Raw genomic sequence first — 20,038 nt, forward strand, 5'->3', positions numbered from 1 at the left:
CAGAGACGAGGAAACAGGCCACTCACGGGCCACGGCAAGGGCCAATGTGGACCCGGTGGCTCGTTTTCGCAGGTGAGAAGGATCAAGCCGGGCGATCGGCAAGGGCCACCGGGGGCTCGTCGTCCATTTCGAAGGCCAGGGGGAAGGGCGCGTGGCCCGCGAGCCTGAGCCAGCGGACCGTGCGGTGGCGGCGCAGGGCGCGGGCGGCCCGTACGGCGTCGTTGTGGAAGCGGCGGGCCATCGGCACCCGGCGCACGGCCTGCGCGAGCTCCCCCGCGGCCTCCTCGCCGCCGGGGGCCTCCCGTACGAGCTCCATCTGCTCGGGCTCGCCGAAGACGGCCCGCAGCGCCTGGCTGAGCTCGCTCTCGGCGACCTCCCGCTGGTCCTCCTCGGCCTGCCGGGCGGCGTGCGCGGCCTCGTAGAGCACGATCGAGGCGGCCGGGTCGAGGACCCCGGAGGTGGCCAGCTCCTGGGTGACCGAGGCCCGGCGCAGCAACTGCGCGTCCAGGGCCGCGCGCGCGGCGTCGATGCGCGAGTGCAGCCGGTCGAGCCGCCCGGCGGTCCAGCTGAGGTAGACGCCGATGACGATCAGCGCGACGACGGTCCAGATCAGGGTTTGGGTCACGGGCGCACAGGCTACCGGGGCGGTGGCAGCACACCTTCCCAAAGGGCGTGGTCGTGGGCGAACAGGACACGGGCCGGGCGGCCGCCGGCCAGTGCGGCGAGCCGGTCGAGCCAGGGGCGGTACGGGGTCCCGAACTCCGCCGCGAAGTCGTACGCCTGGCCCGCGAGGACGGTCACGCGGTCGCCGTGGTCGAGGAACAGCGACTGGTGCCCCTCGGTGTGGCCGGGCGTGGGGACGACGAGGACGCCGGGCGCGATCTCGTGCTCGCCGTCCAGCTCCTCGTACCGGACGCCGGGCAGCAGCGAGTCGATGGTGTGCCCGCCGGCGCGGGCGAGGGCCAGTTCGGTGCGCTGGACCAGGACGGGGGTGCCGGGGAAGCGGTGGTTGCCGCCGATGTGGTCGAAGTGCAGGTGGCAGTTGACGATGACGTCCACGTCCCCGGGGCGGACGGTGAGCGGCTTGCGGACCGGTCGGTAGTGGGCGTCGGTCTCCGGCGAGCCGGTGCCCATGCCGGTGTCGAAGAGGAGCACCCCGCGCGCGTGCCGCACGAGGTGGCCGAGGACGGGCTCCACGCGCGCGTGGGGGCCGCCCCACTCCTCGGCGGGGCGGGTGAAGTGTCCGAGGTCGAGCCGGTGCACGGTGATCGGGGTCATCGCCCCAGCCTGCGGCGCGGGACCCGGCGGGCGGGCGGATTCAGCCGGGGGCGTACGGCTCCGCCCCGCGGCCCCGGTCCTGGTTCCGCTGCCGCGGGTGTCGCCACCGGGCACGGGCGCGGTGGCCCGCACGTACGCGCGCGTGCGGCGCGGGGTGAACGCTCCTCGCCGGTGTCCTGATGGACGTTCGGACATACGGCGCGGGGGGGGGCGTCCGGCGGAGCGCCGCAGGGTCGGCGCGGCCGCCTGACGGAGTGTCACGCCGCCGGGCGCTGCCCCGTGCACGCGGACACGGCGCGCGACCGGCCCCCGGGCCCTTACAGCCCCAGCCGCGCCCGCAAGCCGCCCGCCCGTTCGTCCGTGTCCACGGCCGCCGCGCCGTCCGTGACGGTCTCGTAGACCGCGAGGACGTCCGCGCCGACGGTGGACCAGTCGAAGCGGCGGACGTGGGCCGAGCCGCGGGTGCTCAGTTCCTCGCGGCGCTCCTCGTCGCCCAGGAGGCGGATCGCCGCGTCCGCCAGGGCGTCCGCGTCCTCGTTGGCGAAGAGTTCGCCCGCGCCGCCCTGGTCGAGGACCTGCGCGAAGGCGTCCAGGTCGGCGGCGAGGACGGGCGCGCCGGCCGACATCGCCTCGACCAGGATGATGCCGAAGCTCTCGCCGCCGGTGTTGGGCGCCACGTACACGTCGACGCTGCGCAGCAGCCGCGCCTTGTCCTCGTCGCTGACCATGCCGAGGAACTCCACCCGGGACCGCATCTCGCGCGGCAGCGACGCCACCGCCTCCTCCTCGTCGCCGCGTCCGGCGACCAGGAGCCGCGCCCCGGGCCGCTCGGTGAGGATGCGGGGCAGCGCCTTCATGAGGACGGGCAGGCCCTTGCGGGGCTCGTCGATCCGGCCGATGAAGCCGAGGGTCTCGCCCTGCCACTCCTTCTTCGGCTCGGCGCGGGCGAAGAAGTCCACGTCGACGCCGTTGGGGATGACGACGGCGTCGCCGCCGAGGTGCTCGACCAGTGTGCGCCGCGCGTACTCGCTCACCGCGATCCGCGCGCTGATCTTCTCCAGGGCGGGCTGGAGGATCGGGTACGCGGCGATCATCGCCCGCGAGCGCGGGTTCGAGGTGTGGAAGGTCGCCACGATCGGCCCCTGCGCCGCCCAGCAGGTGAGCAGCCCCAGCGACGGCGAGGTCGGCTCGTGGATGTGCACCACGTCGAAGGCGTTGTCGTGCAGCCAGCGGCGCACCCGCGCGGCGGACAGGAACCCGAAGTTGAGCCGGGCCACCGAGCCGTTGTACGGCACGGGGACGGCCCGCCCGGCCGAGACCACGTACGGCGGCAGCGGGGTCTCGTCGTCGGCGGGGGCCAGGACGGAGACCTCGTGGCCGAGCCGGATCAGGTGCTCGGCGAGGTCGCGGATGTGGAACTGGACGCCGCCCGGCACGTCCCAGGAGTACGGGCAGACGATCCCGATCCTCACGCCGCCCCGCCCTCCTTCGCGCCCGGAGCCCGCCCGCCCGTCCCCCGGTCCTCCAGGTCCGCGAGCCACAACCGCTGCAGCATGTGCCAGTCCTCCGGGTGGTCCGCGATGCCCTCGGCGAAGGCGTCGGCGAGGGCCTGGGTCATGACGGCCGTCCTCTCGGCCCGCGTCCCCGCCACGGGCACGTCCACCGGCGGATGGACCCGCCCCTTCATGACGGGCGTGTCGTCGTACCAGAGCGTCACCGGCAGCAGCAGGGCGCCCGTCTGCTGGGCGAGTATCGCCGGGCCCGCCGGCATCCGCGCGGTGTACCCGAAGAACGCGACCTCGATGCCGGAGGCCGACAGGTCCCGGTCCGCGACCAGGCAGACCAGGCCGCCGGCCCGCAGCCGCCGCGCCAGCCTGCCGAAGGCGGAGCCCCCGGTGTGCGGCACGACCTCCATGCCCAGGGACTCGCGGTAGGCGACGAACCGGTCGTACAGCGACTCGGGCTTCAGCCGCTCCGCGACCGTGGTGAACGGCACGCCCAGCGAGCGGGTCACCCACACGCCCGCGAGGTCCCAGTTGGCCAGGTGCGGCAGGGCGAGGACGACCCCGCGCCCGGAGGCGAGGCCCTCCTGCAGATAGTGGATGTCCTTGACGTCTATCCCCCGCTCGACCCGCTCCTTGCTCCAGGTCGGCAGCCGGAAGGACTCCATCCAGTAGCGCATGTACGAGCGCATGCCGGCCCTCGACAGTTCGGCGAGCCGCTCGGGCGTGGCGTCCGGCACCACGCGCGCGAGGTTGGACTCCAGGCGCAGGACGCTCTTGCCGCGCCGCTTCCACGCCACGTCGGCGATCCGCCGGCCGAGGCCCGCGGCCACCGGCTCGGGCAGCTTCTTCACGGTCGCCCAGCCGAGCCCGTACAGGCCGTCGCTGAGCTTGTCCTTGAGGTCGCTCACGAGGCCGCCCCGCTGCCCCCGGCCGCGGCGGCGTCCGCCTCGGCCGACTCCCGCCGCACGGTGACGACCCGCTGCCCCAGGGTGACCGCGCTGCCGACGGCCACGATCCACAGCGCGATCGGCAGCAGCACCTGGATGCCGGGGACGCCGAAGGCGTGCAGTCCGGCGAGTCCGGCGGCGACCAGCGAGATCACGAGCCGTTCGGCGCGCTCGACCAGGCCGTTGACGGCGACGGGCAGGCCGATCGACTCGCCGCGCGCCTTGGTGTACGAGACGACCTGGCCGCTCGCCAGGCAGAAGATCGACACGGCGCACATCACGTTGTCGTCGCCCTTGCCGGCGTACCAGAGCGCGAAGCCGCCGAAGATCGCGCCGTCCGCGACCCGGTCGAGCGTCGAGTCGAGGAAGGCGCCCCAGCGGCTGGAGATCCCCGCCTGCCGGGCCATGTTGCCGTCGACGAGGTCGGAGAAGACGAACAGGGTGATGACGATCGTGCCCCAGAAGAATTCTCCGCGCGGGAAGAAGACCAGCGCACCGGCCATCACCCCCGCCGTGCCGATGAGCGTGACCGCGTCGGGGCTGACGCCCCTGCGGAGCAGAAACGCGGCGAACGGTGTGAGGACACGCGTGAAAAAGGCACGCGCGTACTTGTTCAGCATGGCCTTCCCGAGGTTCGGTGGGCCGCGCGGCCCCTACGACCACCGGCCCGCCCATCGTAGCCACGCGCGCCCCCGGCTACCGGCGGGTACCCGCCCCGCCGCGTCGGCGTCCCCCCGAGAGCCCGGCGGGCCCGGTGCGCGGGCGGGCCCTTCGCGGGGACGGTGGGCCCTTCGGGAGGACGGCGGGCCCTTCGCGGGGACGGCGGGCCCTTCGGGAGGACGGCGGGCCCTTCGCGGGACCGATGGACGCGCCCCGGCGTCGGTGCCAAGCTCGAAGGACCACCGCAAGGCACCGCGGGCACCGCGGAAGCCGCGCCACCGCGACACGCCGCCCCCCCGCGCCCGCGTCCCGCCGCACCGTGCGAGCAGTCGGGAGGAACACGTCATGGGTGACAGGGCGAAGACACCCGCCGGGGCCGCCGGCAGGGCTCCGACGGCCGACCGGCCCTCGGACATACGGAACGTGGTGCTGGTCGGCCACAGCGGATCGGGCAAGACGACCCTCGTCGAGGCCCTCGCGCAGACCGCGGGCGCGCTCAACCGGGCCGGCCGCGTCGAGGACGGCGGCACGGTCTCGGACCACGACGAGATCGAGCGGCGCCGCCACCGCTCCGTACAGCTCTCGCTCGTCCCGGTCGCCTGGGACGGGTGCAAGGTCAATCTGATCGACACCCCCGGGTACGCCGACTTCGTCGGGGAGCTGAGGGCCGGCCTGCGCGCGGCGGACGCGGCCCTCTTCGTCGTCTCGGCCGCCCAGGAGGCCGACGCCGTCGCCGCCTCCACGCGCGCGCTCTGGGAGGAGTGCGCCGCCGTCGGCATGCCCCGCGCCGTCGTCGTCACCCACCTCGACACCGCCCGCACCGGCTTCACGGAGCTGACGGGGGTCTGCGCCGGGCTCTTCGGCCGCGACGACCCGGACGCCGTCCTCCCCCTCTACCTGCCCGTGCACGGTCCCGAGGCCGCCGACGGACACGCCCCCGCGACCGGCCTGATCGGCCTGCTCACGGAGCGGATCCTCGACTACTCCACGGGGGTACGGCGGGAGGAACCGCCCGACGAGGGCCGGCGGGAGCTGATCGCGGAGGCCCGCGCCCGGCTCATCGAGGGGATCATCGCCGAGAGCGAGGACGAGACCCTGATGGACCGCTACCTCGGCGGCGAGCCGATCGACCCGGGGACCCTCGTCGAGGACCTGGAGAAGGCGGTCGCCCGGGGCGCCTTCCACCCGGTCCTCGCCGCCGCCCCCGCCGCCGGGGACGGCGCGCAGGGCCTCGGCACCGTCGAACTCCTGGAGCTGATCACCCGCGGCTTCCCCTCCCCCCTGGAGCACGGGCCGCGCGCCGTCACCACCCCCGACGGCCGGCCCCGGCCCCCGGTCGTCTGCGACCCCGAGGGGCCCCTGGTCGCCGAGGTCGTCAAGACCGCCACCGACCCGTACGTGGGCCGGATCTCTCTCGTCCGGGTCTTCTCCGGCACCCTGCGCCCCGACGAGACCGTCCACGTCTGCGGCCACGGACTCGTGGACCGGACGCGCCCGGCCCCCGCTTCAGCCCCCGACGAGCAGGACCTCCACGAGGCCGACGACCGGGTCGGCGCGCTCACCTCCCCCTTCGGGAAGCAGCAGCGTCCCGTGGCACACTGCATCGCCGGGGACCTCGCCTGCGTCGCCCGCCTCGGGCACGCCGGGACCGGCGACACCGTCTCGTCAGAGGACGGCCCGCTCCTGATGGAGCCGTGGACCCTGCCCGAGCCGCTGCTGCCGCTCGCCGTCCGGGCGCACGGCAAGGCCGACGAGGACCGGCTCTCCCAGGGCCTCGCCCGGCTGGTCGCCGAGGACCCGGCCCTGCGGCTCGAACAGAACCCGGACACCCGGCAGATGGTCCTGTGGTGCCTGGGCGAGGCCCACCAGGACGTCGCCCTGGAACGCCTCCGCGAGCGCTACGGCGTCCGGGTCGACGCCGTCCCGTACAAGGTGGCGCTGCGCGAGACCTTCGGCGGCGCCTCCTCCGGCCGGGGCCGGCACGTCAAGCAGTCCGGCGGCCACGGCCAGTACGCCATCTGCGAGATCGACGTGGAGCCGCTGCCGCCGGGCAGCGGCGTCGAGTTCGTCGACAAGGTGGTCGGCGGCGCGGTCCCGCGCCCCTTCGTCGCCTCCGTCGAGAAGGGCGTACGGGCCCAGGCCGCGCGCGGGATCGCCACCGGCCACCCGCTCGTCGACGTCCGGGTCACCCTGCGCGACGGCAAGGCCCACTCCGTGGACTCCTCCGACGCCGCCTTCCAGACGGCCGGCGCCCTCGCCCTGCGCGAGGCGGCCGCCGACGTCCCCGTCCACCTCCTGGAACCGGTGGACGAGGTCGGGGTCCTCGTCCCCGACGAGTACGTCGGCCCGGTCATGAGCGACCTGTCGGGGCGGCGCGGCCGCGTCGTCGGCACCGACCGGGCGGGTCCGGGCCGGACCCTCGTGCGGGCCGAGGTGCCGGAGACCGAGATCGTGCGGTACGCGGTCGACCTGAGGTCCGTGTCGCACGGCACCGGACGGTTCGACCGCACGTACGCCCGGCACGAACCGATGCCCCCGCACCTGGCGGAGAAGATCCGGCAACGGACCGGGAACAGCCCCTGACTGACGGCCCGACAGGCACGGTCGCCCCGCCCCGCCGCCACCGGGCGGGGCGGCATCCGGCCGTCCCCCCGCACTCCGGTGACGCGCCGGGTGGTACCCGGTTACGCTGGGGTGCCCAGCTCAGAAGGTGTGCGGGGCAGCGCAGTTGGGAAACAGCCCGCACAGGGACTCGGCGCGATGGGGGCGGCAGTGGCGATGGACGGTTTCGGTCTCGGGGCGCAGGTCCCCCTCCAGGGCTCGGACGGGCAGACGGCGGCGACCCACGCCCTCGCCTCCGCCGCGTACCGCGACGGCCCCGTCGACAAGATCCTGGAAGCCGACAACGAGCTGTACAAGTCCAAGGTCACCCCGGGCAAGTGGCACAAGCTCTTCCGCCCCGACCTCGGCGAGGCCTTCTCCCGCGCCGTCCAGGTGCGGATGCTCGGCGGGGCCCGCGCCGCCCTCATCCAGTCCTTCGGCGTGGAGCCCCAGCCGGTGGTGGTCCACTGCCTCGCCGCCAACCGCATCCGCAGGCAGCGGGACGTGAAGCTGACGCTGATCACGCTCGTCTGCGGGGTCCTCTTCCTGCCCGGCCTGCTGCTCTGGCTCGGCGTCATCCAGCTCCGCCGGTTCGCCGCCGGCTCCGACAACAGGCGCACCAGCTTCCTGGGCACCGCGGTGCTCGTCGCCGCCGGCTTCCTCGCCCTGCTCGTGATGTTCAGGCTGCCCTTCGCCGGGATCCTGCCGACCTACCTGCGCGTCATGCTGGTGGCCCCGGTCATCGGCTGGTTCCTCGCCCGCCGCGTCGTCGAGAGGACCGCCGTCGAGCTGCGCGAGCGCTGGAGCGCCCTGCTCGGCGGCGGCGGCATCGGCGCCAAGATCCCCGAGGCGGCACCCCGCGACCCGGGCGAGAAGGCCGCCGAGGAGCTCCGCCAGAACCTGGAGAAGCTCTCCGCCGAGCAGCGGTCCAACGTGGTGTTCTACGCCGGGCCCAAGGGCGTCCTCGGCCTGGGCACCCGCTGGGGCAGCTGGACGCTCGCCGAGGAGCTCGTCCCCCAGGCCGGCAAGGAGATCCACGACTTCCGCACCTGGGACGTCGTCCGCAAGATCCACGAGCAGCTCACCCTCCTGGAGCGCGGCTCGCTCAAGAGCGGCTTCCCCAAACCGACGGTGAACCACTGGATCGTCGTCCCGGTGGGCGAAGGGGCCGACTCCGTCACCCGCCCCGAGGGCGACAGCATCGTCCACTACCAGGTCAAGCCCCACGAGATACAGCGCATCTGCAACGAGCAGCAGTTCGGCGCGGGCAACCGCCACTACCTCGGCGTGCAGTTCACCCTCTGGGACGGGAACCTCGTCCTCACCATGATGGTGACCGTCACCTCGCTCCACCACACGCTCCGCGTCGAGGTCACCGGCCACGCCCTCGGCCCCGTCCACGGCCTCTTCAACGACAAGCCCGCGGCGAAGACCAAGGTGGTCTCCAAGTCGGTCCGCTTCTGGGAGACCCGCGAGGTCAAGCTACCGCTGACCACGACCGACGACGTCGTCCGGACGGCCGTCCGCGCCCCCCTCACCTGGTTCCCGCCGGTCCTGGAGTTCCTCGGCGGCAAGCTCGTCCTGCCGGAGCCCTTCGGGCTGCGCCACGTCTGGGCCGGACCGCTCTGGAAGAACCGCTTCATGGCCGACGACGCCATCCGCATGGCGACGCCGGTGCTGCGCGCGGTCCACAACGCCACCATCAAGGTCCTCGACGAGCACAACGTCGACACGGAGCGCTTCACCAACCGCTCGCTCGTCCTCAGCGGCGGCGTCCAGGAGGCGAGCCCCCGGAAGGCCGACGTCTACGACGCCTGACCGGCCCCCGTACGACGCGAGGACCCGGCCCCGTACCGCGCCGGGGGCCGGGTCCTCGCGTTCCGTACGGATCAGACGCCGGCCGGCCAGGCGTCGGCCAGCATCTTCCGGGTGTCCGCGAGCAGCTGCGGCAGCACCTTCGTGTGGCCGACGACCGGCATGAAGTTGGTGTCCCCGCCCCAGCGCGGCACCACGTGCTGGTGCAGGTGCGCGGCGATGCCGGCGCCCGCCACCGTGCCCTGGTTCATGCCGATGTTGAAGCCGTGCGCGCCGGAGGCCGCCCGCAGCGCCACCATCGCCCGCTTGGTGAAGTCGCCCAGCTCCGCCGTCTCCGCCGCGTCCAGGTCCGTGTAGTCGGCGACGTGCCGGTAGGGGACGACCATGAGGTGCCCGCCGTTGTACGGGTACAGGTTGAGGACCGCGTACACGCTCTCGCCGCGTGCGATCACCAGGCCGTCCTCGTCCGACTTCGCAGGGATCGAGCAGAACGGACAGCCGTCCCCGGCACCCGGCCCGGTCGGCTTGTTCTCGCCCTGGATGTACGCCATCCGGTGAGGCGTCCACAGGCGCTGGAACGCGTCCTGCGTCCCCACTCCGATCTGCTGCTCCGGCTCAGTCGTCATGCCGTGCAGCATATTGCGTCGTCCGTTCGGAACGTGTCGCCGGGGCGGAGGGTCCCTCCGCCGTCCATGCTGATGCGATGAGCGACAGGCCACCGACACCGTCCCGGCTGGAGCACTGGGACCGCCGCATGGAGGTCCCGCTCGCCGTGGCCTCCCTCGCCTTCCTCACCGCCTACGCCGTCCACGTCCTCGCCCGCGGCCTCCCGGGGGTCTGGCACGACGCATGTCTCGCCGTCACCCTCGGCTCCTGGACCCTCTTCGTCGTGGACTACCTGGTACGGCTCCGGCTGAGCGGCCTCGCCCCGCACCGCTTCCTGCGCGCCCACCCCCTCGACACCCTGGTCGTGGTCCTCCCCCTGCTGCGTCCGCTGCGGATGGTGAACCTGTACGGGCGGGTCCAGCGCCGCCACGGCCCGAGGCTCAGTCTCTACGGGCGCGTGATGGTCTACTCGGGCCTCAGCGTCTCCCTGCTCGGCTTCGCGGGGTCGCTCACGGTCTACCACCACGAGGTGGACGCCCCCGGCGCCACGATCGTCACCTTCGGCGACTCGGTGTGGTGGACCTGCGCGACGCTGGCGACGGTGGGGTACGGGGACGTGTCGCCGGTGACCCCGGTCGGCCGGGTGACGGCGGTGGGCCTGATGGCCTGCGGCCTGGCGCTGCTGGGGGCGGTGACGGGTTCGTTCTCGTCGTGGCTGATCCAGGCGTTCACGCGGGAGGACGAGAAGCGGGCGGACACGGGAAGGCCCCCGGGGGGTTCCCCGGGGGCCTAGCCCCGCATGGGCGGGGAGCAACTCACGCAAACGGCATGAGCAGGAGGGCTACGACGGATCACCCCCGCTCACGCGGGGAGCACGTCACACCTGGACACGGCTCTCCACCACGTCGACGAGCTTCGCCAGCGCCGCGTCACGCGGGATGCCGTTCTCCTGCGAGCCGTCGCGGTAGCGGAAGGAGACGGTACCGGCCGCCATGTCGTCGTCGCCGACGATGATCATGAACGGCACCTTCTGCTTCTGGTGGGTGCGGATCTTCTTCTGCATCCGGTCCGCGGAGGCGTCCACGTCGACCCGCAGGCCCAGCTTCTTCGCCTCGGCCGCGAAGTCCTGGAGGTACTCGACGTGCGAGTCCCCGATCGGGATGCCGACGGCCTGCACGGGCGCCAGCCACGGCGGCATCGCGCCCGCGTAGTGCTCCAGGAGCACCGCGAAGAACCGCTCGATCGAGCCGAACAGCGCGCGGTGGATCATGACCGGGCGCTGCTTGGTGCCGTCCGGGGCGGTGTACTCCAGGTCGAAGCGCTCCGGCAGGTTGAAGTCGAGCTGCACGGTCGACATCTGCCAGGTGCGGCCGATCGCGTCCCGCGCCTGCACCGAGATCTTCGGGCCGTAGAACGCGGCGCCGCCCGGGTCGGGGGTCAGCGGGAGGCCCTGCTTCTCGGCGACCTGCTGGAGGACCGCGGTGGCCTCCTCCCACGCCTCGTCGGAGCCGACGAACTTGGTCTCGTCCTTGGTGGACAGCTCCAGGTAGAAGTCGGTCAGACCGTAGTCGCGGAGCAGGTCCAGGACGAAGGTGAGGGTCCGGTCCAGCTCCTCCGCCATCTGCTCGCGGGTGCAGTAGATGTGCGCGTCGTCCTGGGTGAAGCCGCGGGCCCGGGTCAGGCCGTGGACGACGCCGGACTTCTCGTACCGGTACACGGTGCCGAACTCGAACAGGCGCAGCGGCAGCTCACGGTAGGAGCGGCCGCGCGCGTCGAAGATCAGGTTGTGCATCGGGCAGTTCATGGGCTTGAGGTAGTAGTCCACGCCCTCGTCGAGCTGCATGGGGGGGTACATGCCCTCGGCGTACCAGTCGAGGTGGCCCGACTTCTCGAACAGCTTCCCCTTGGTGGCGTGGGGGGTGTAGACGAACTCGTAGTTCGCCTCCTCGTGCTTCTTGCGCGAGTAGTCCTCCATGACCCGGCGGATGATGCCGCCCTTGGGGTGGAAGACCGCGAGGCCGGAGCCGATCTCGTCCGGGATCGAGAAGAGGTCCAGCTCGTTGCCCAGCTTGCGGTGGTCGCGCTTCTCGGCCTCGGCGAGGAAGTCGAGGTGCGCCTTCAGCTCGTCCTTCGACGGCCAGGCGGTGCCGTAGATGCGCTGGAGCTGCTTGTTCTTCTCGCTGCCCCGCCAGTACGCGGAGGCGTTCCGCATCAGCTTGAACGCCGGGATGTTCCGGGTGGTCGGCAGGTGGGGACCGCGACAGAGGTCCTTCCAGCACAGCTCGCCGGTCTTGGCGTCGAGGTTGTCGTAGATGGTCAGCTCGCCGCCGCCCACCTCGACGTTCGCGCCGTCGGCGCCGTCCTCCACGGCCGCGGAGCCCTTGATGCCGATGAGCTCCAGCTTGTACGGCTCGTCCGCCAGCTCCTCGCGGGCGGCCTCGTCGGTCACCACGCGGCGGGCGAAGCGCTGCCCGCGCTTCTGGATCTCCTGCATCTTCTTCTCGATGACCTTGAGGTCCTCGGGAGTGAAGGGCCGGTCGACGTCGAAGTCGTAGTAGAAGCCGTCCCGGACCGGCGGGCCGATGCCCAGCTTGGCCTCGGGGAAGATCTCCTGCACGGCCTGGGCCATGACGTGCGCGGTCGAGTGGCGCAGGATGTCGAGACCGTCCGGGGAGGAGATCTCGACGCCCTCGACGACGTCGCCGTCGGCGAGCTCGTACGACAGGTCCTTCAGCTCACCGCCGACGCGGGCGGCGACGATCGTACGGTCGTCGGCGAACAGGGCGCCGGCGGTGGTGCCCGCGCTCACCGCCCTCTCCTCTGCTCCCGAGGCGGACTGGACGGTCACACGGACATCAGACACTGGTGCTCCATACATTGGGGCGCCGGCAGGCACGAGGTGCCGGCACCAACGGTGCGCGACAGAGACGAGGTGCCGCGCACCGTCGATCCTACGGGCTCCGCCGGACGCCCGTCCTCGGCGTTTCCGGGGCCCGTCCGGCCTCAGTCCTCCGGCCCGCAGGCCTCCTCGAAGAAGTCGGGGTTCTCGTGGAGCGCCTTCATCAGGCGGTCCCGCTCCGTCTCGTCCACCTGGACGGGGACGACCTCGGAGGCGTCGGTGAGGCGGCGGAAGCCGCCCCGGCTCTCCAGGCGGCCGGAGACCCGGATCGGGAGGCCGACGAGGTGGGCGTGGCCGGCGGTGCGGTACGCCTCCTCGTCGAGCGTGACGCGCACGTGCGGGACCTCGGCCCCGCCGAGGACGCGGAGCCGGACGGTGCCCGCGCCCCGGGGCCCGGAGCGGCGCATGCGGACGACGGCGCCGGTGAGGCGGACCGGTACGGAGGGCTCGCCGGTCCGGTAGCGGGCGCTCGCCTCGCGCAGGGCGGGCAGGTCGCCGGGCGAGAACTCGACCGGTTCGGGCCGGGCGGCGCACCCCTCGGGCGGTCCGGCGGCAGGGGCCCACTCCAGGGCGATGCGGGCGCCCTCGGTGCCCCGGACGAGGGCGACCAGGGCTTCGGTGAGTTCCCGGCTGACGCCCGCCTCGACGGCGGCGTCGAAGGCCTCCGTGCCGCCGGTGGCCCGCTGGTAGTCGACGGCCTCGCGGGCCGCGTAGAGCGCGTGGTGGAGCCGGACGGCGATCGGGCGGCCCGGGTCGACGGGCAGGAAGGCGGTGAGGCCGCGCCCGCCGGGGGACGCGCCGACGAGGACGCCCCCCAGGGAGGCCTGGGCGGCGCGCCGGTGCCGGGCGCCGTAGTAGCCGGCCCGGCCGCGCACGGCGAGGGCGCCGGCGAGGAGGAGCTGGCGGGCGGCCGATCCGAGCTGTTCCCGCACGGTCCAGGGGACGGTGCCGGCGGGGCCGGGGGGCACGTCGCGCCACCAGCGGATCTCGTCGCTGGGCACGGCGAGGCCGGTGAGGACCTCGCGGGCGGAGGGCGTGGCGCTGTGGGCGAGGGCGGCGAGGGCTTCGCCGAGCAGGTCGTCGCAGTCCGGGAAGGCGCGGCTCTCGGGGACGAGGAGGCTCGTGCCGGTGCCGGTGCCGGGCGGGGTCCAGCGGCTGTAGCGGCCGGCCGCCCCGCCGCGCCGCCGCCAGCCGTGGCGGGCGAGCAGGGCGCCGAGGACCCGCGGGTCGACGCGGCCGGGGTCGGGGGTGCCGTGGGTGTCGGCCCAGGGCCCGGCGGCCGGGCCCGGCACCCCGGCCCGGAGTCCGGGGGGACCGTTGCGGGAGCCGGGGGCGCCGGACCGGGGCCCGGGGGTTTCGGCCCGGGGCCCGGCGGGCTCGCGCCAGGGGCCCGAGGCGCCGGCCCGGGACCCCGAGGCATCCGTCCGGGGCCCCGAGGCGTCGCCGGGTACCGGGTGGGGCCGGTAGGGCGGGGGGACGGGGCCGTGGCCGGCACCGCCCCCCTCTCCCCCGGGGCCCCCTCCCCCGTGGCCCTCTCCCTCGAATCCGGGGTCGTCGATCGGTCGGTGCATCAAGGTCTCCCTCCCACCCCGACCCGGGTCATGATCTCGCAGAGCGCCCGGTCGTCGAAGATCCGTGTCGTCGGGATGCGCACGGTGGTCCGGCGCCGTCCCGTGACCGGGTGTCCGGCCAGGTTGGTCCAGTAGCAGCAGTGCCGCAGGTCGAGCCGGTCGTGACCGGCCCTCAGCCAGTCGTCCCGGGACCTGGGGACGAGCATCACGACCAGGATCTTGTGCACGGACACGGGGGTCCGGGCGAGCTTCACCAGGTGGTCGTTGTCCAGGGTGAAGGAGAACGCGCCGCCCTGGGGGCGCGGCGGTATCTGGTAGGTGCACTTGAGCTGCACCTTGATGGTCACTTCGTCGTCGACGGTGTGGCCGGGAGCGCCGTGGCTCACGTGCCAGTCGATGCCGTTGTCCGGAAAGGGTTGGGACAGCGAGCAGCCCGCCGCGGCGGCGACGGCGTGCAGGTATCCCACCTGGAGGGTCTCCATGCAGGCGGTGGTGGCGAGTGAGCCGCGCGTCGGTGCTGCCCGCTGGGGCGGCAGCCCTCCCGACTCGGGCTGGGCGAGCGCCATGTCTTCTTCCTTCCCCGTCCCTTCTGTTGTGACCGGTCCGCGTACGGCGCAAACAGTCCGGGTATCACCGTTTCGGGGCAGGGGGTTGGCCATCTGCCGCACGTGTGCAGGGAGTTCGGGGATGACGATGCACTGGTACGAAGGGCCCCTGGCGGCTTTCGACACGGAGACGACGGGAATCGACGTCGAGGGCGACCGGATCGTCTCGGCCGCCCTGGTCGTGCAGGACACGGCCGGGGCGCGTCCGCGGGTGACGCGGTGGCTGGTGAACCCGGGCATACCGGTGCCCGAGGAGGCCACCGCCGTGCACGGCCTGACGGACGATCACCTCCAGCGGAACGGTCGGTGGCCGGCTCCGGTGATGGAGGAGCTGGGGCGGGCGCTGGCCGAGCAGATCGCGGCGGGGCGTCCGCTGGTGGTGATGAACGCGCCGTTCGACCTGACGCTCCTGGACCGGGAGCTGCGGCGGCACCGGGCCTCGTCGCTGGCCGCGTACCTGGCGGGGGCTCCGCTCTGCGTGCTCGACCCGCGGGTCCTGGACAAGCACCTGGACCGCTACCGGAAGGGGCGCAGGACGCTGACGGACCTGTGCGCCCACTACGAGGTGGAGCTGACGGGGGCGCACGACGCGGCGGCGGACGCGACGGCGGCGATGGACGTCGTACGGGCGGTGGCGCGGCGCTTCTCGTCCCGGCTCGAACGGCTGACGCCGGCGGAGCTGCACACGCTCCAGGCGGTGTGGCACGCGGCCCAGGCGCGGGGACTCCAGGCGTGGTTCGCGCGGCAGGGGACGCCGGAGACGGTGGACCCGTCGTGGCCGCTGCGTCCGGAACTGCGCACGGCGGCGTGATCCGTGAGGTGTGCGGGCAATGACAGAGGCCGGTCCGTCTTTCGACGGACCGGCCTCTCCCGGTGGGCGATACTGGGATCGAACCAGTGACCCCTTCGGTGTGAACGAAGTGCTCTCCCGCTGAGCTAATCGCCCGGGAACGGGTTGAACCATACAGGCCTTCCGGGCCTTCCTTCAAACCGATCGCAGGTGGGCGGCGAGCCCCCGCCGCCCACCGCGCATCATCAGGGCGTGGTTGGCGCGGAAGAAGGGCCTGCCGGGGACGGCGAGGACCCTCAGGAGCCGGGCGCGGACCTCGACCTCCTGCTCGTACAGGACGCGGGTGCCGGTCCCCTCCGGGGCGAGGGTCCAGCGGGCCCGGCCCTCCAGGTCCCCGCCGAGGCCGACCTCCAGGACCCGGGCGGCGGGGTCGTGGCGCAGGGCGCGGACGGTGACGACGAGGTCGTACGGGAGGAGGGAGCGGAAGCGGGCGGTGCCGGAGGTCCCGTCGTGGGGGACGACCTCGCGGACCTGGGGCCACCAGCGGGGGTAGTCCTCGGCCCGTTCGAGGACGGCGTAGACGGTGTCGGGCGGGGCGGGGAGCCGCCAGACGCAGCGGAAGCGGTATCGGCACCAGTCCATGGGCCCAGTGTGGGCGTACTCAGGGGGGAACAGGGGGGAACAGGGGGAATCTGAGTACGGCGACCCATTCCCGGCGGCCGGGTCCGGGACGACACTCCGGTCATGGACAACTCCCTGCCACCCGCGGACGAACTGGTGCTCGTCGACCGCGAACTGGCCCGACTCGAAGCGCGCCGGACCCAGTTGCTGACCCGGCGGGCCTGGCTGGTCCAGGTGCTGTACCAGCCGGCCCGGGCGGCGACGCCGCAGCGGCCCGTGCCGCCGGTGGCTCCGGCGGCGGACTCGACGCCGCGGAGCGCGCAGAACGTGCTGTTGACGCTCGGCGGCACGCTCCTGACGATCGCGGCGGTCGCCTTCACCCTGGTGAGCTGGGGCTCGATGGGGATCGGCGGGCGGGCGGCGGTGCTGTGCGCGGTGACCGGGGCGGCGCTCGCGGCGCCGGTGGTCCTGCTGCGCAGGGGCCTGGCGTCGACGGCCGAGTCGGTGGCGGTCCTGGGGCTCGTCCTGACGGTGCTCGACGCGTACGCGCTGCACCGGGTGGCGCTGTCGGACGCGGACGGCCTCGGGTACGCGGCGGTGGCCTCGGCGGTCCTGGCGGGGGCGTGGGCGGCGTACGGCTCGGCGCTGCCGCGGCTGCGCGTCCCGCTGCCGGCGGGCGTGGTCGCGGCGCAGCTGCCGCTGCCGCTGGGCGCACTGGCGGCCGGGGGCGGGGCGACGGCGTTCGCGTGGGCGGCGCTGGTCACGGCCGCGGCGGACGGCGCGGTGGTCCTGTGGACGCGTCCGCTGCCGGTGCGGATCACGGCGGGCGCCGGTGCGGCGGTCCTGGGCGGCTGGGCGCTCCTGACGGGCGGCTGGCTCTCGCTCTCCTCGCCGTGGAGCGGCGCGCCGCTGCTCCTGACGGGTGCGGCGGTGTGCCTGTACGCGGCGTGGCGGGCGTCCGCCTCCGCGTGGGCGGTGGCGGTCTCGGCGGTCGCGGGTCCGGCGGCGGTGGCGGCGGTCGGCGGTCTGCTGCGGTCGGTGCTTCCCGGTGACTGGGCGGTTCCGGGGTACGTGCTGTGCGCGCTGCTCCTGGTGTCGGTGTGGCGTGCGGGCGCCCGGGTGCCGCGCGGGGTCCGGACGGGTCTCGCGGGCGCGGGGGCGTCGACGGTGGCGCTGGGGCTCGCGTGGGCGCTGCCGCCGGTGGCGGCGGGCGCGCTGGGGCCTCTGGCGCGGACGACGGAGGTCTGGTCGGGCGAGCACGCCGGGCCCGCCCCGGTCGCGTACCCCGCGACGGCCACCCTGGTCCTCGCGGTGGTCGCCGCCGTGCTCGCGTCCGTTCCCCGGCTGTGGGCCCGGTGCGGGGCCCTGGTCCTGGTGTGGGCGCTGCTCACGGCCCTGCCGGTCGCCCCGGGCCTGCCGTACGCGGCGACGCTCGCCCTCCAGCTCCTCACGACGGCGGCGGCCCTGTGGATCGCCGTCCACCCGACCCCGCTGACCCGCGGCCTGCCCCGCCCGGAGACGCCCCCGACGCCCTCTCCGGACGCGAACACGACCACCGCCCCCGCAGGCAGCCCGACCACCGGCCCGACGGACCACCCGACCACCGGTTCGACGGGTCGCCCGGCCACCGGTCCGGTGGCTTCCGGCCCGGTCGGTCGGCCCGCCGCAGGCCCGACCGGCGCCCCGGCCGCCGCCCCGGCGGGACAGTCGACCTCCGGCTCCGTTCCGCCTCCGCCCTCGGTCCCGCCCCGGGCCCCCGGGGCCGGTTTCGGCGCCCCCGGAACCGGCTGGGCGCCCCCGCGGCCCCGGCCGCAGGCTCCCGCGGCGGAGCCCGGGAGCATCCTCGGGTGGGTCGCGTACGCCGGCGGGCTGGTGTCCGCCGCGGGTGCGGTCGCCCTCGCCCTGGACGTGCGGGGGGCCACGTTCCTCGTGCTCGCGGCGGTCCTCGGGCTCCTCACGGGCGTCACGGTCCTCGGTACGGGCGCGCGGCGGACGGTGTCGGCCTGCGGGGCGGTGCTCGCGGCGGCGGGCCTGGCGTTCGCGGGGGCCGCGGCGGCCGGGCTGGAGGACCACTGGGCGGGTCTGGCGCTGCTCCTGGTCCCGGCGGCGACGGCGGCCGTCGGCGCCAAGGCGCGCCCGGTGGCACTGCCGGTCGAGATCACGGGCGCGGTCGTGGGCCTCGCGGCCCTCGGGCTCACCGTGTCGCGGCCCGCGTTCCTCGCGCTCGCCCTGGCGCTCGGCGGGGTGATCGCGGCGGCGACGGCGGTCCGGCCGGAGCGGCGCCGGTTCGCCTCCTGGACGGCGGCGGGGCTGTTCCTGCTCGCCGCCTGGGTGCGGCTGGGGGCCTGGGGCGTGACGACTCCGGAGGCGTACACGCTGCCGGTGACGGTCCCGGCGCTCGTCGTCGGGTTCCTGCGGCGGCGCCGGGACCCGGAGGCCTCGTCCTGGATGGCGTACGGCCCCGGTCTGGCCGTGACCCTGCTGCCGAGCCTCGGCGCGGCCTGGACGGACCCGGAGTGGGTGCGGCCGCTGGTCCTGGGGGTGGCGGCGCTCGGGGTGACGCTCCTCGGGGCGCGGTTCCGGCTGCAGGCCCTGCTGCTGCTCGGCGGCACGGTGCTCGCCCTGGACGGGCTGCACGAGCTGGCGCCGTACGTGGTGCAGGTGGTGGGCGCGCTGCCGCGCTGGCTGCCGCCGGCCCTCGCCGGGCTGCTGCTGCTCGCGGTGGGCGCCACGTACGAGCAGCGGCTGCGGGACGCCCGGAGGCTGCGGGAGCGGCTGGCCCGGATGCGGTGAGACCTGCCCGGGGCGGAACGCCGAGGGCCCGGAGACGGTGGTCGTCTCCGGGCCCTCGGTCCGGGCGGTGGGCGATACTGGGTTCGAACCAGTGACCTCTTCGGTGTGAACGAAGCGCTCTCCCACTGAGCTAATCGCCCGGTGCACCGCACACATTACCCCATGTCAGCGGGGCTTCCGCACCACGCGCGGGTCACTGGTCGATCTTCCACGGCATGACGAAGCCGAACTTCCAGAGGTAGACCCCGAGCAGGACGGCGACGATCACCAGGCCGATCGTGGTGAGGATGATGTTCCGGCGGCGGACCTTGGGGTCGAGGGCGCGCTGGGCGGCCTCGGTGACCTTGCGCTTGGTCCAGCGGAGCACGAGCTGCGCCCAGACGAACTCGGTCGCCCAGATCGCCATGCCGGCGAAGATGACCAGCCAGCCGGGACCCGGCAGCACGAGCATGAGCACCCCGGCGACGACGACCGCGAGCCCCACGACGAAGACGCCGACCTGCCAACTGAGGTGCAGGGTCCGGCGGGACTTGATGAACTCCGGCGCGCGGGATCCCAGTTCGGCTTCCTGGCCGACCGCGGACTCCCCGGTGCGCTCGTCACTCTCCGCATGCATGATCCCAACCTACCGGACGACGGACCGACACCGGAATGGCCGTATTACCCAAAGTTACACGGGTCCGTACGAGGGACCTGAACGGCCACAAAACCGACAGAGGGGTTTACAACGGCACCGGAGGTGGCATGTCGATTTCGCCGACGTGCGAATCCCCGAGCGCACACTGAGCGAAAGGCCCTGGCGCTTATGAACACCACGGTCAGCTGCGAGCTGCACCTGCGCCTCGTTGTGTCGAGCGAGTCCTCACTGCCTGTACCCGCGGGCCTGCGGTATGACACGGCCGATCCCTATGCCGTGCACGCCACCTTCCACACCGGAGCCGAGGAGACGGTCGAGTGGGTCTTCGCCCGCGACCTTCTCGCCGAGGGGCTGCACCGGCCCACCGGCACGGGCGACGTCCGCGTCTGGCCGTCCCGTAGTCACGGCCAGGGAGTCGTCTGCATCGCGCTGAGCTCCCCCGAGGGAGAAGCCCTGCTCGAGGCCCCGGCGAGGGCCCTGGAGTCGTTCCTGAAGCGGACCGACGCCGCCGTGCCACCGGGCACCGAGCACCGCCACTTCGACCTCGACACGGAGCTCTCCCACATCCTGGCCGACAGCTGAGCCAGGCCGAGAGCCGCACGGCGCCGTCCGACTCGGGGAGACGGCGCCGCGCGGGCAGCCCCACGAGCACGTCATCCGGCGCCCACCACCGCGCAGCCGGCGCGGTGGTGGGCGCCGGTGCCATGTCC

General features: G+C 74.1%; 17 protein-coding genes and 2 tRNA genes. 6 read left to right on the forward strand and 13 right to left on the reverse strand.

The genetic code is table 11. The features are described from left to right. Positions 1 to 82: 82 nt before the first annotated feature. The 5 genes from OO47_RS25170 to pgsA all read right to left on the reverse strand — a co-directional run bounded on the left by OO47_RS25170 (position 83) and on the right by pgsA (position 4,350). Complete coding sequence (locus tag OO47_RS25170) at positions 83 to 625, reverse strand: membrane protein (protein ID WP_030214862.1); 543 nt, start codon at positions 623 to 625, stop codon at positions 83 to 85. Positions 626 to 636: 11 nt separating this feature from the next. Next, on the reverse strand, positions 637 to 1,278 hold the full coding sequence (locus OO47_RS25175) for an MBL fold metallo-hydrolase (protein WP_030214858.1): 642 nt from the start codon (positions 1,276 to 1,278) through the stop codon (positions 637 to 639). A 317-nt stretch (positions 1,279 to 1,595) separates the two neighbouring features. Further along, positions 1,596 to 2,750 (reverse strand): glycosyltransferase family 4 protein, encoded by a 1,155-nt coding sequence (locus OO47_RS25180; protein ID WP_030214856.1) that lies wholly within the window; start codon positions 2,748 to 2,750, stop codon positions 1,596 to 1,598. After that, a complete protein-coding gene (locus OO47_RS25185) occupies positions 2,747 to 3,691 on the reverse strand; it encodes a phosphatidylinositol mannoside acyltransferase (protein WP_030214853.1) in 945 nt (314 codons plus the stop codon). Before OO47_RS25185 ends, OO47_RS25180 begins: the two co-directional genes overlap by 4 nt. Next, positions 3,688 to 4,350 (reverse strand): phosphatidylinositol phosphate synthase, encoded by a 663-nt coding sequence (gene pgsA, locus OO47_RS25190; RefSeq protein WP_030214850.1) that lies wholly within the window; start codon positions 4,348 to 4,350, stop codon positions 3,688 to 3,690. The genes OO47_RS25185 and pgsA overlap by 4 nt, the downstream gene beginning before the upstream one ends. A 385-nt stretch (positions 4,351 to 4,735) precedes the next feature. Here pgsA and OO47_RS25195 point away from each other — a divergent pair, with 385 nt between their 5' ends. Both OO47_RS25195 and OO47_RS25200 read left to right on the forward strand, forming a co-directional pair. Continuing rightward, positions 4,736 to 6,973: an elongation factor G-like protein EF-G2 gene (locus OO47_RS25195; protein ID WP_030214847.1), complete on the forward strand. Its 2,238-nt coding sequence runs from the start codon at positions 4,736 to 4,738 to the stop codon at positions 6,971 to 6,973. Between the two features lie 177 nt (positions 6,974 to 7,150). Continuing rightward, entirely contained in the window at positions 7,151 to 8,809 is a 1,659-nt protein-coding gene (locus OO47_RS25200; RefSeq protein WP_030214844.1) for a hypothetical protein, read from the forward strand. Positions 8,810 to 8,880: 71 nt separating this feature from the next. Here the strand turns inward: OO47_RS25200 and OO47_RS25205 are convergent, their stop codons facing one another. Continuing rightward, on the reverse strand, positions 8,881 to 9,444 hold the full coding sequence (locus OO47_RS25205; protein WP_030214841.1) for an HIT family protein: 564 nt from the start codon (positions 9,442 to 9,444) through the stop codon (positions 8,881 to 8,883). Positions 9,445 to 9,509: 65 nt separating this feature from the next. Here OO47_RS25205 and OO47_RS25210 point away from each other — a divergent pair, with 65 nt between their 5' ends. Continuing rightward, positions 9,510 to 10,205 carry a potassium channel family protein gene (locus OO47_RS25210; RefSeq protein ID WP_030214839.1) on the forward strand — a complete coding sequence of 232 codons (696 nt, stop codon included), beginning with the start codon at positions 9,510 to 9,512 and terminating at the stop codon, positions 10,203 to 10,205. An 84-nt stretch (positions 10,206 to 10,289) separates the two neighbouring features. On the opposite strand, the gene thrS is transcribed toward OO47_RS25210, so the two are convergent. From thrS to OO47_RS25225, 3 genes are all read right to left on the reverse strand, one after another. Beyond that, the gene (thrS, locus tag OO47_RS25215; protein ID WP_030214837.1) at positions 10,290 to 12,275 is read right to left on the reverse strand and encodes a threonine--tRNA ligase; all 1,986 of its coding nucleotides are present in this window, start codon (positions 12,273 to 12,275) and stop codon (positions 10,290 to 10,292) included. Positions 12,276 to 12,415: 140 nt separating this feature from the next. Further along, positions 12,416 to 13,603: a serine/threonine-protein kinase gene (locus tag OO47_RS25220; protein WP_051716102.1), complete on the reverse strand. Its 1,188-nt coding sequence runs from the start codon at positions 13,601 to 13,603 to the stop codon at positions 12,416 to 12,418. Between the two features lie 278 nt (positions 13,604 to 13,881). Beyond that, the gene (locus OO47_RS25225; protein WP_030214830.1) at positions 13,882 to 14,448 is read right to left on the reverse strand and encodes a DUF4365 domain-containing protein; all 567 of its coding nucleotides are present in this window, start codon (positions 14,446 to 14,448) and stop codon (positions 13,882 to 13,884) included. Between the two features lie 121 nt (positions 14,449 to 14,569). Between OO47_RS25225 and OO47_RS25230 the strand changes: the two genes are divergently transcribed. Next, complete coding sequence (locus OO47_RS25230; protein ID WP_030214827.1) at positions 14,570 to 15,298, forward strand: 3'-5' exonuclease; 729 nt, start codon at positions 14,570 to 14,572, stop codon at positions 15,296 to 15,298. A 63-nt stretch (positions 15,299 to 15,361) separates the two neighbouring features. On the opposite strand, the gene OO47_RS25235 is transcribed toward OO47_RS25230, so the two are convergent. Then, positions 15,362 to 15,433, reverse strand: a tRNA-Val gene (locus tag OO47_RS25235). A gap of 39 nt (positions 15,434 to 15,472) precedes the next feature. Further along, positions 15,473 to 15,919: an SRPBCC family protein gene (locus tag OO47_RS25240; protein WP_030214823.1), complete on the reverse strand. Its 447-nt coding sequence runs from the start codon at positions 15,917 to 15,919 to the stop codon at positions 15,473 to 15,475. Between the two features lie 102 nt (positions 15,920 to 16,021). Here OO47_RS25240 and OO47_RS25245 point away from each other — a divergent pair, with 102 nt between their 5' ends. Next, positions 16,022 to 18,691, forward strand: a complete 2,670-nt coding sequence (locus tag OO47_RS25245; RefSeq protein ID WP_030214820.1) for an SCO7613 C-terminal domain-containing membrane protein — start codon at positions 16,022 to 16,024, stop codon at positions 18,689 to 18,691. A gap of 68 nt (positions 18,692 to 18,759) precedes the next feature. On the opposite strand, the gene OO47_RS25250 is transcribed toward OO47_RS25245, so the two are convergent. Together OO47_RS25250 and OO47_RS25255 are read right to left on the reverse strand one after the other, a co-directional pair. Then, positions 18,760 to 18,831 (reverse strand) — tRNA-Val (locus OO47_RS25250). Between the two features lie 53 nt (positions 18,832 to 18,884). After that, on the reverse strand, positions 18,885 to 19,307 hold the full coding sequence (locus OO47_RS25255; RefSeq protein WP_030214818.1) for a TIGR02611 family protein: 423 nt from the start codon (positions 19,305 to 19,307) through the stop codon (positions 18,885 to 18,887). Between the two features lie 189 nt (positions 19,308 to 19,496). On the opposite strand from OO47_RS25255, the gene OO47_RS25260 reads away from it, so the two are divergent. Continuing rightward, entirely contained in the window at positions 19,497 to 19,910 is a 414-nt protein-coding gene (locus OO47_RS25260; RefSeq protein ID WP_015032345.1) for an SsgA family sporulation/cell division regulator, read from the forward strand. The last annotated feature ends 128 nt before the right edge of the window (positions 19,911 to 20,038 follow it).

Source organism: Streptomyces bikiniensis, from assembly GCF_000716625.1.
Classification (GTDB): Bacteria; Actinomycetota; Actinomycetes; order Streptomycetales; family Streptomycetaceae; genus Streptomyces; species Streptomyces bikiniensis.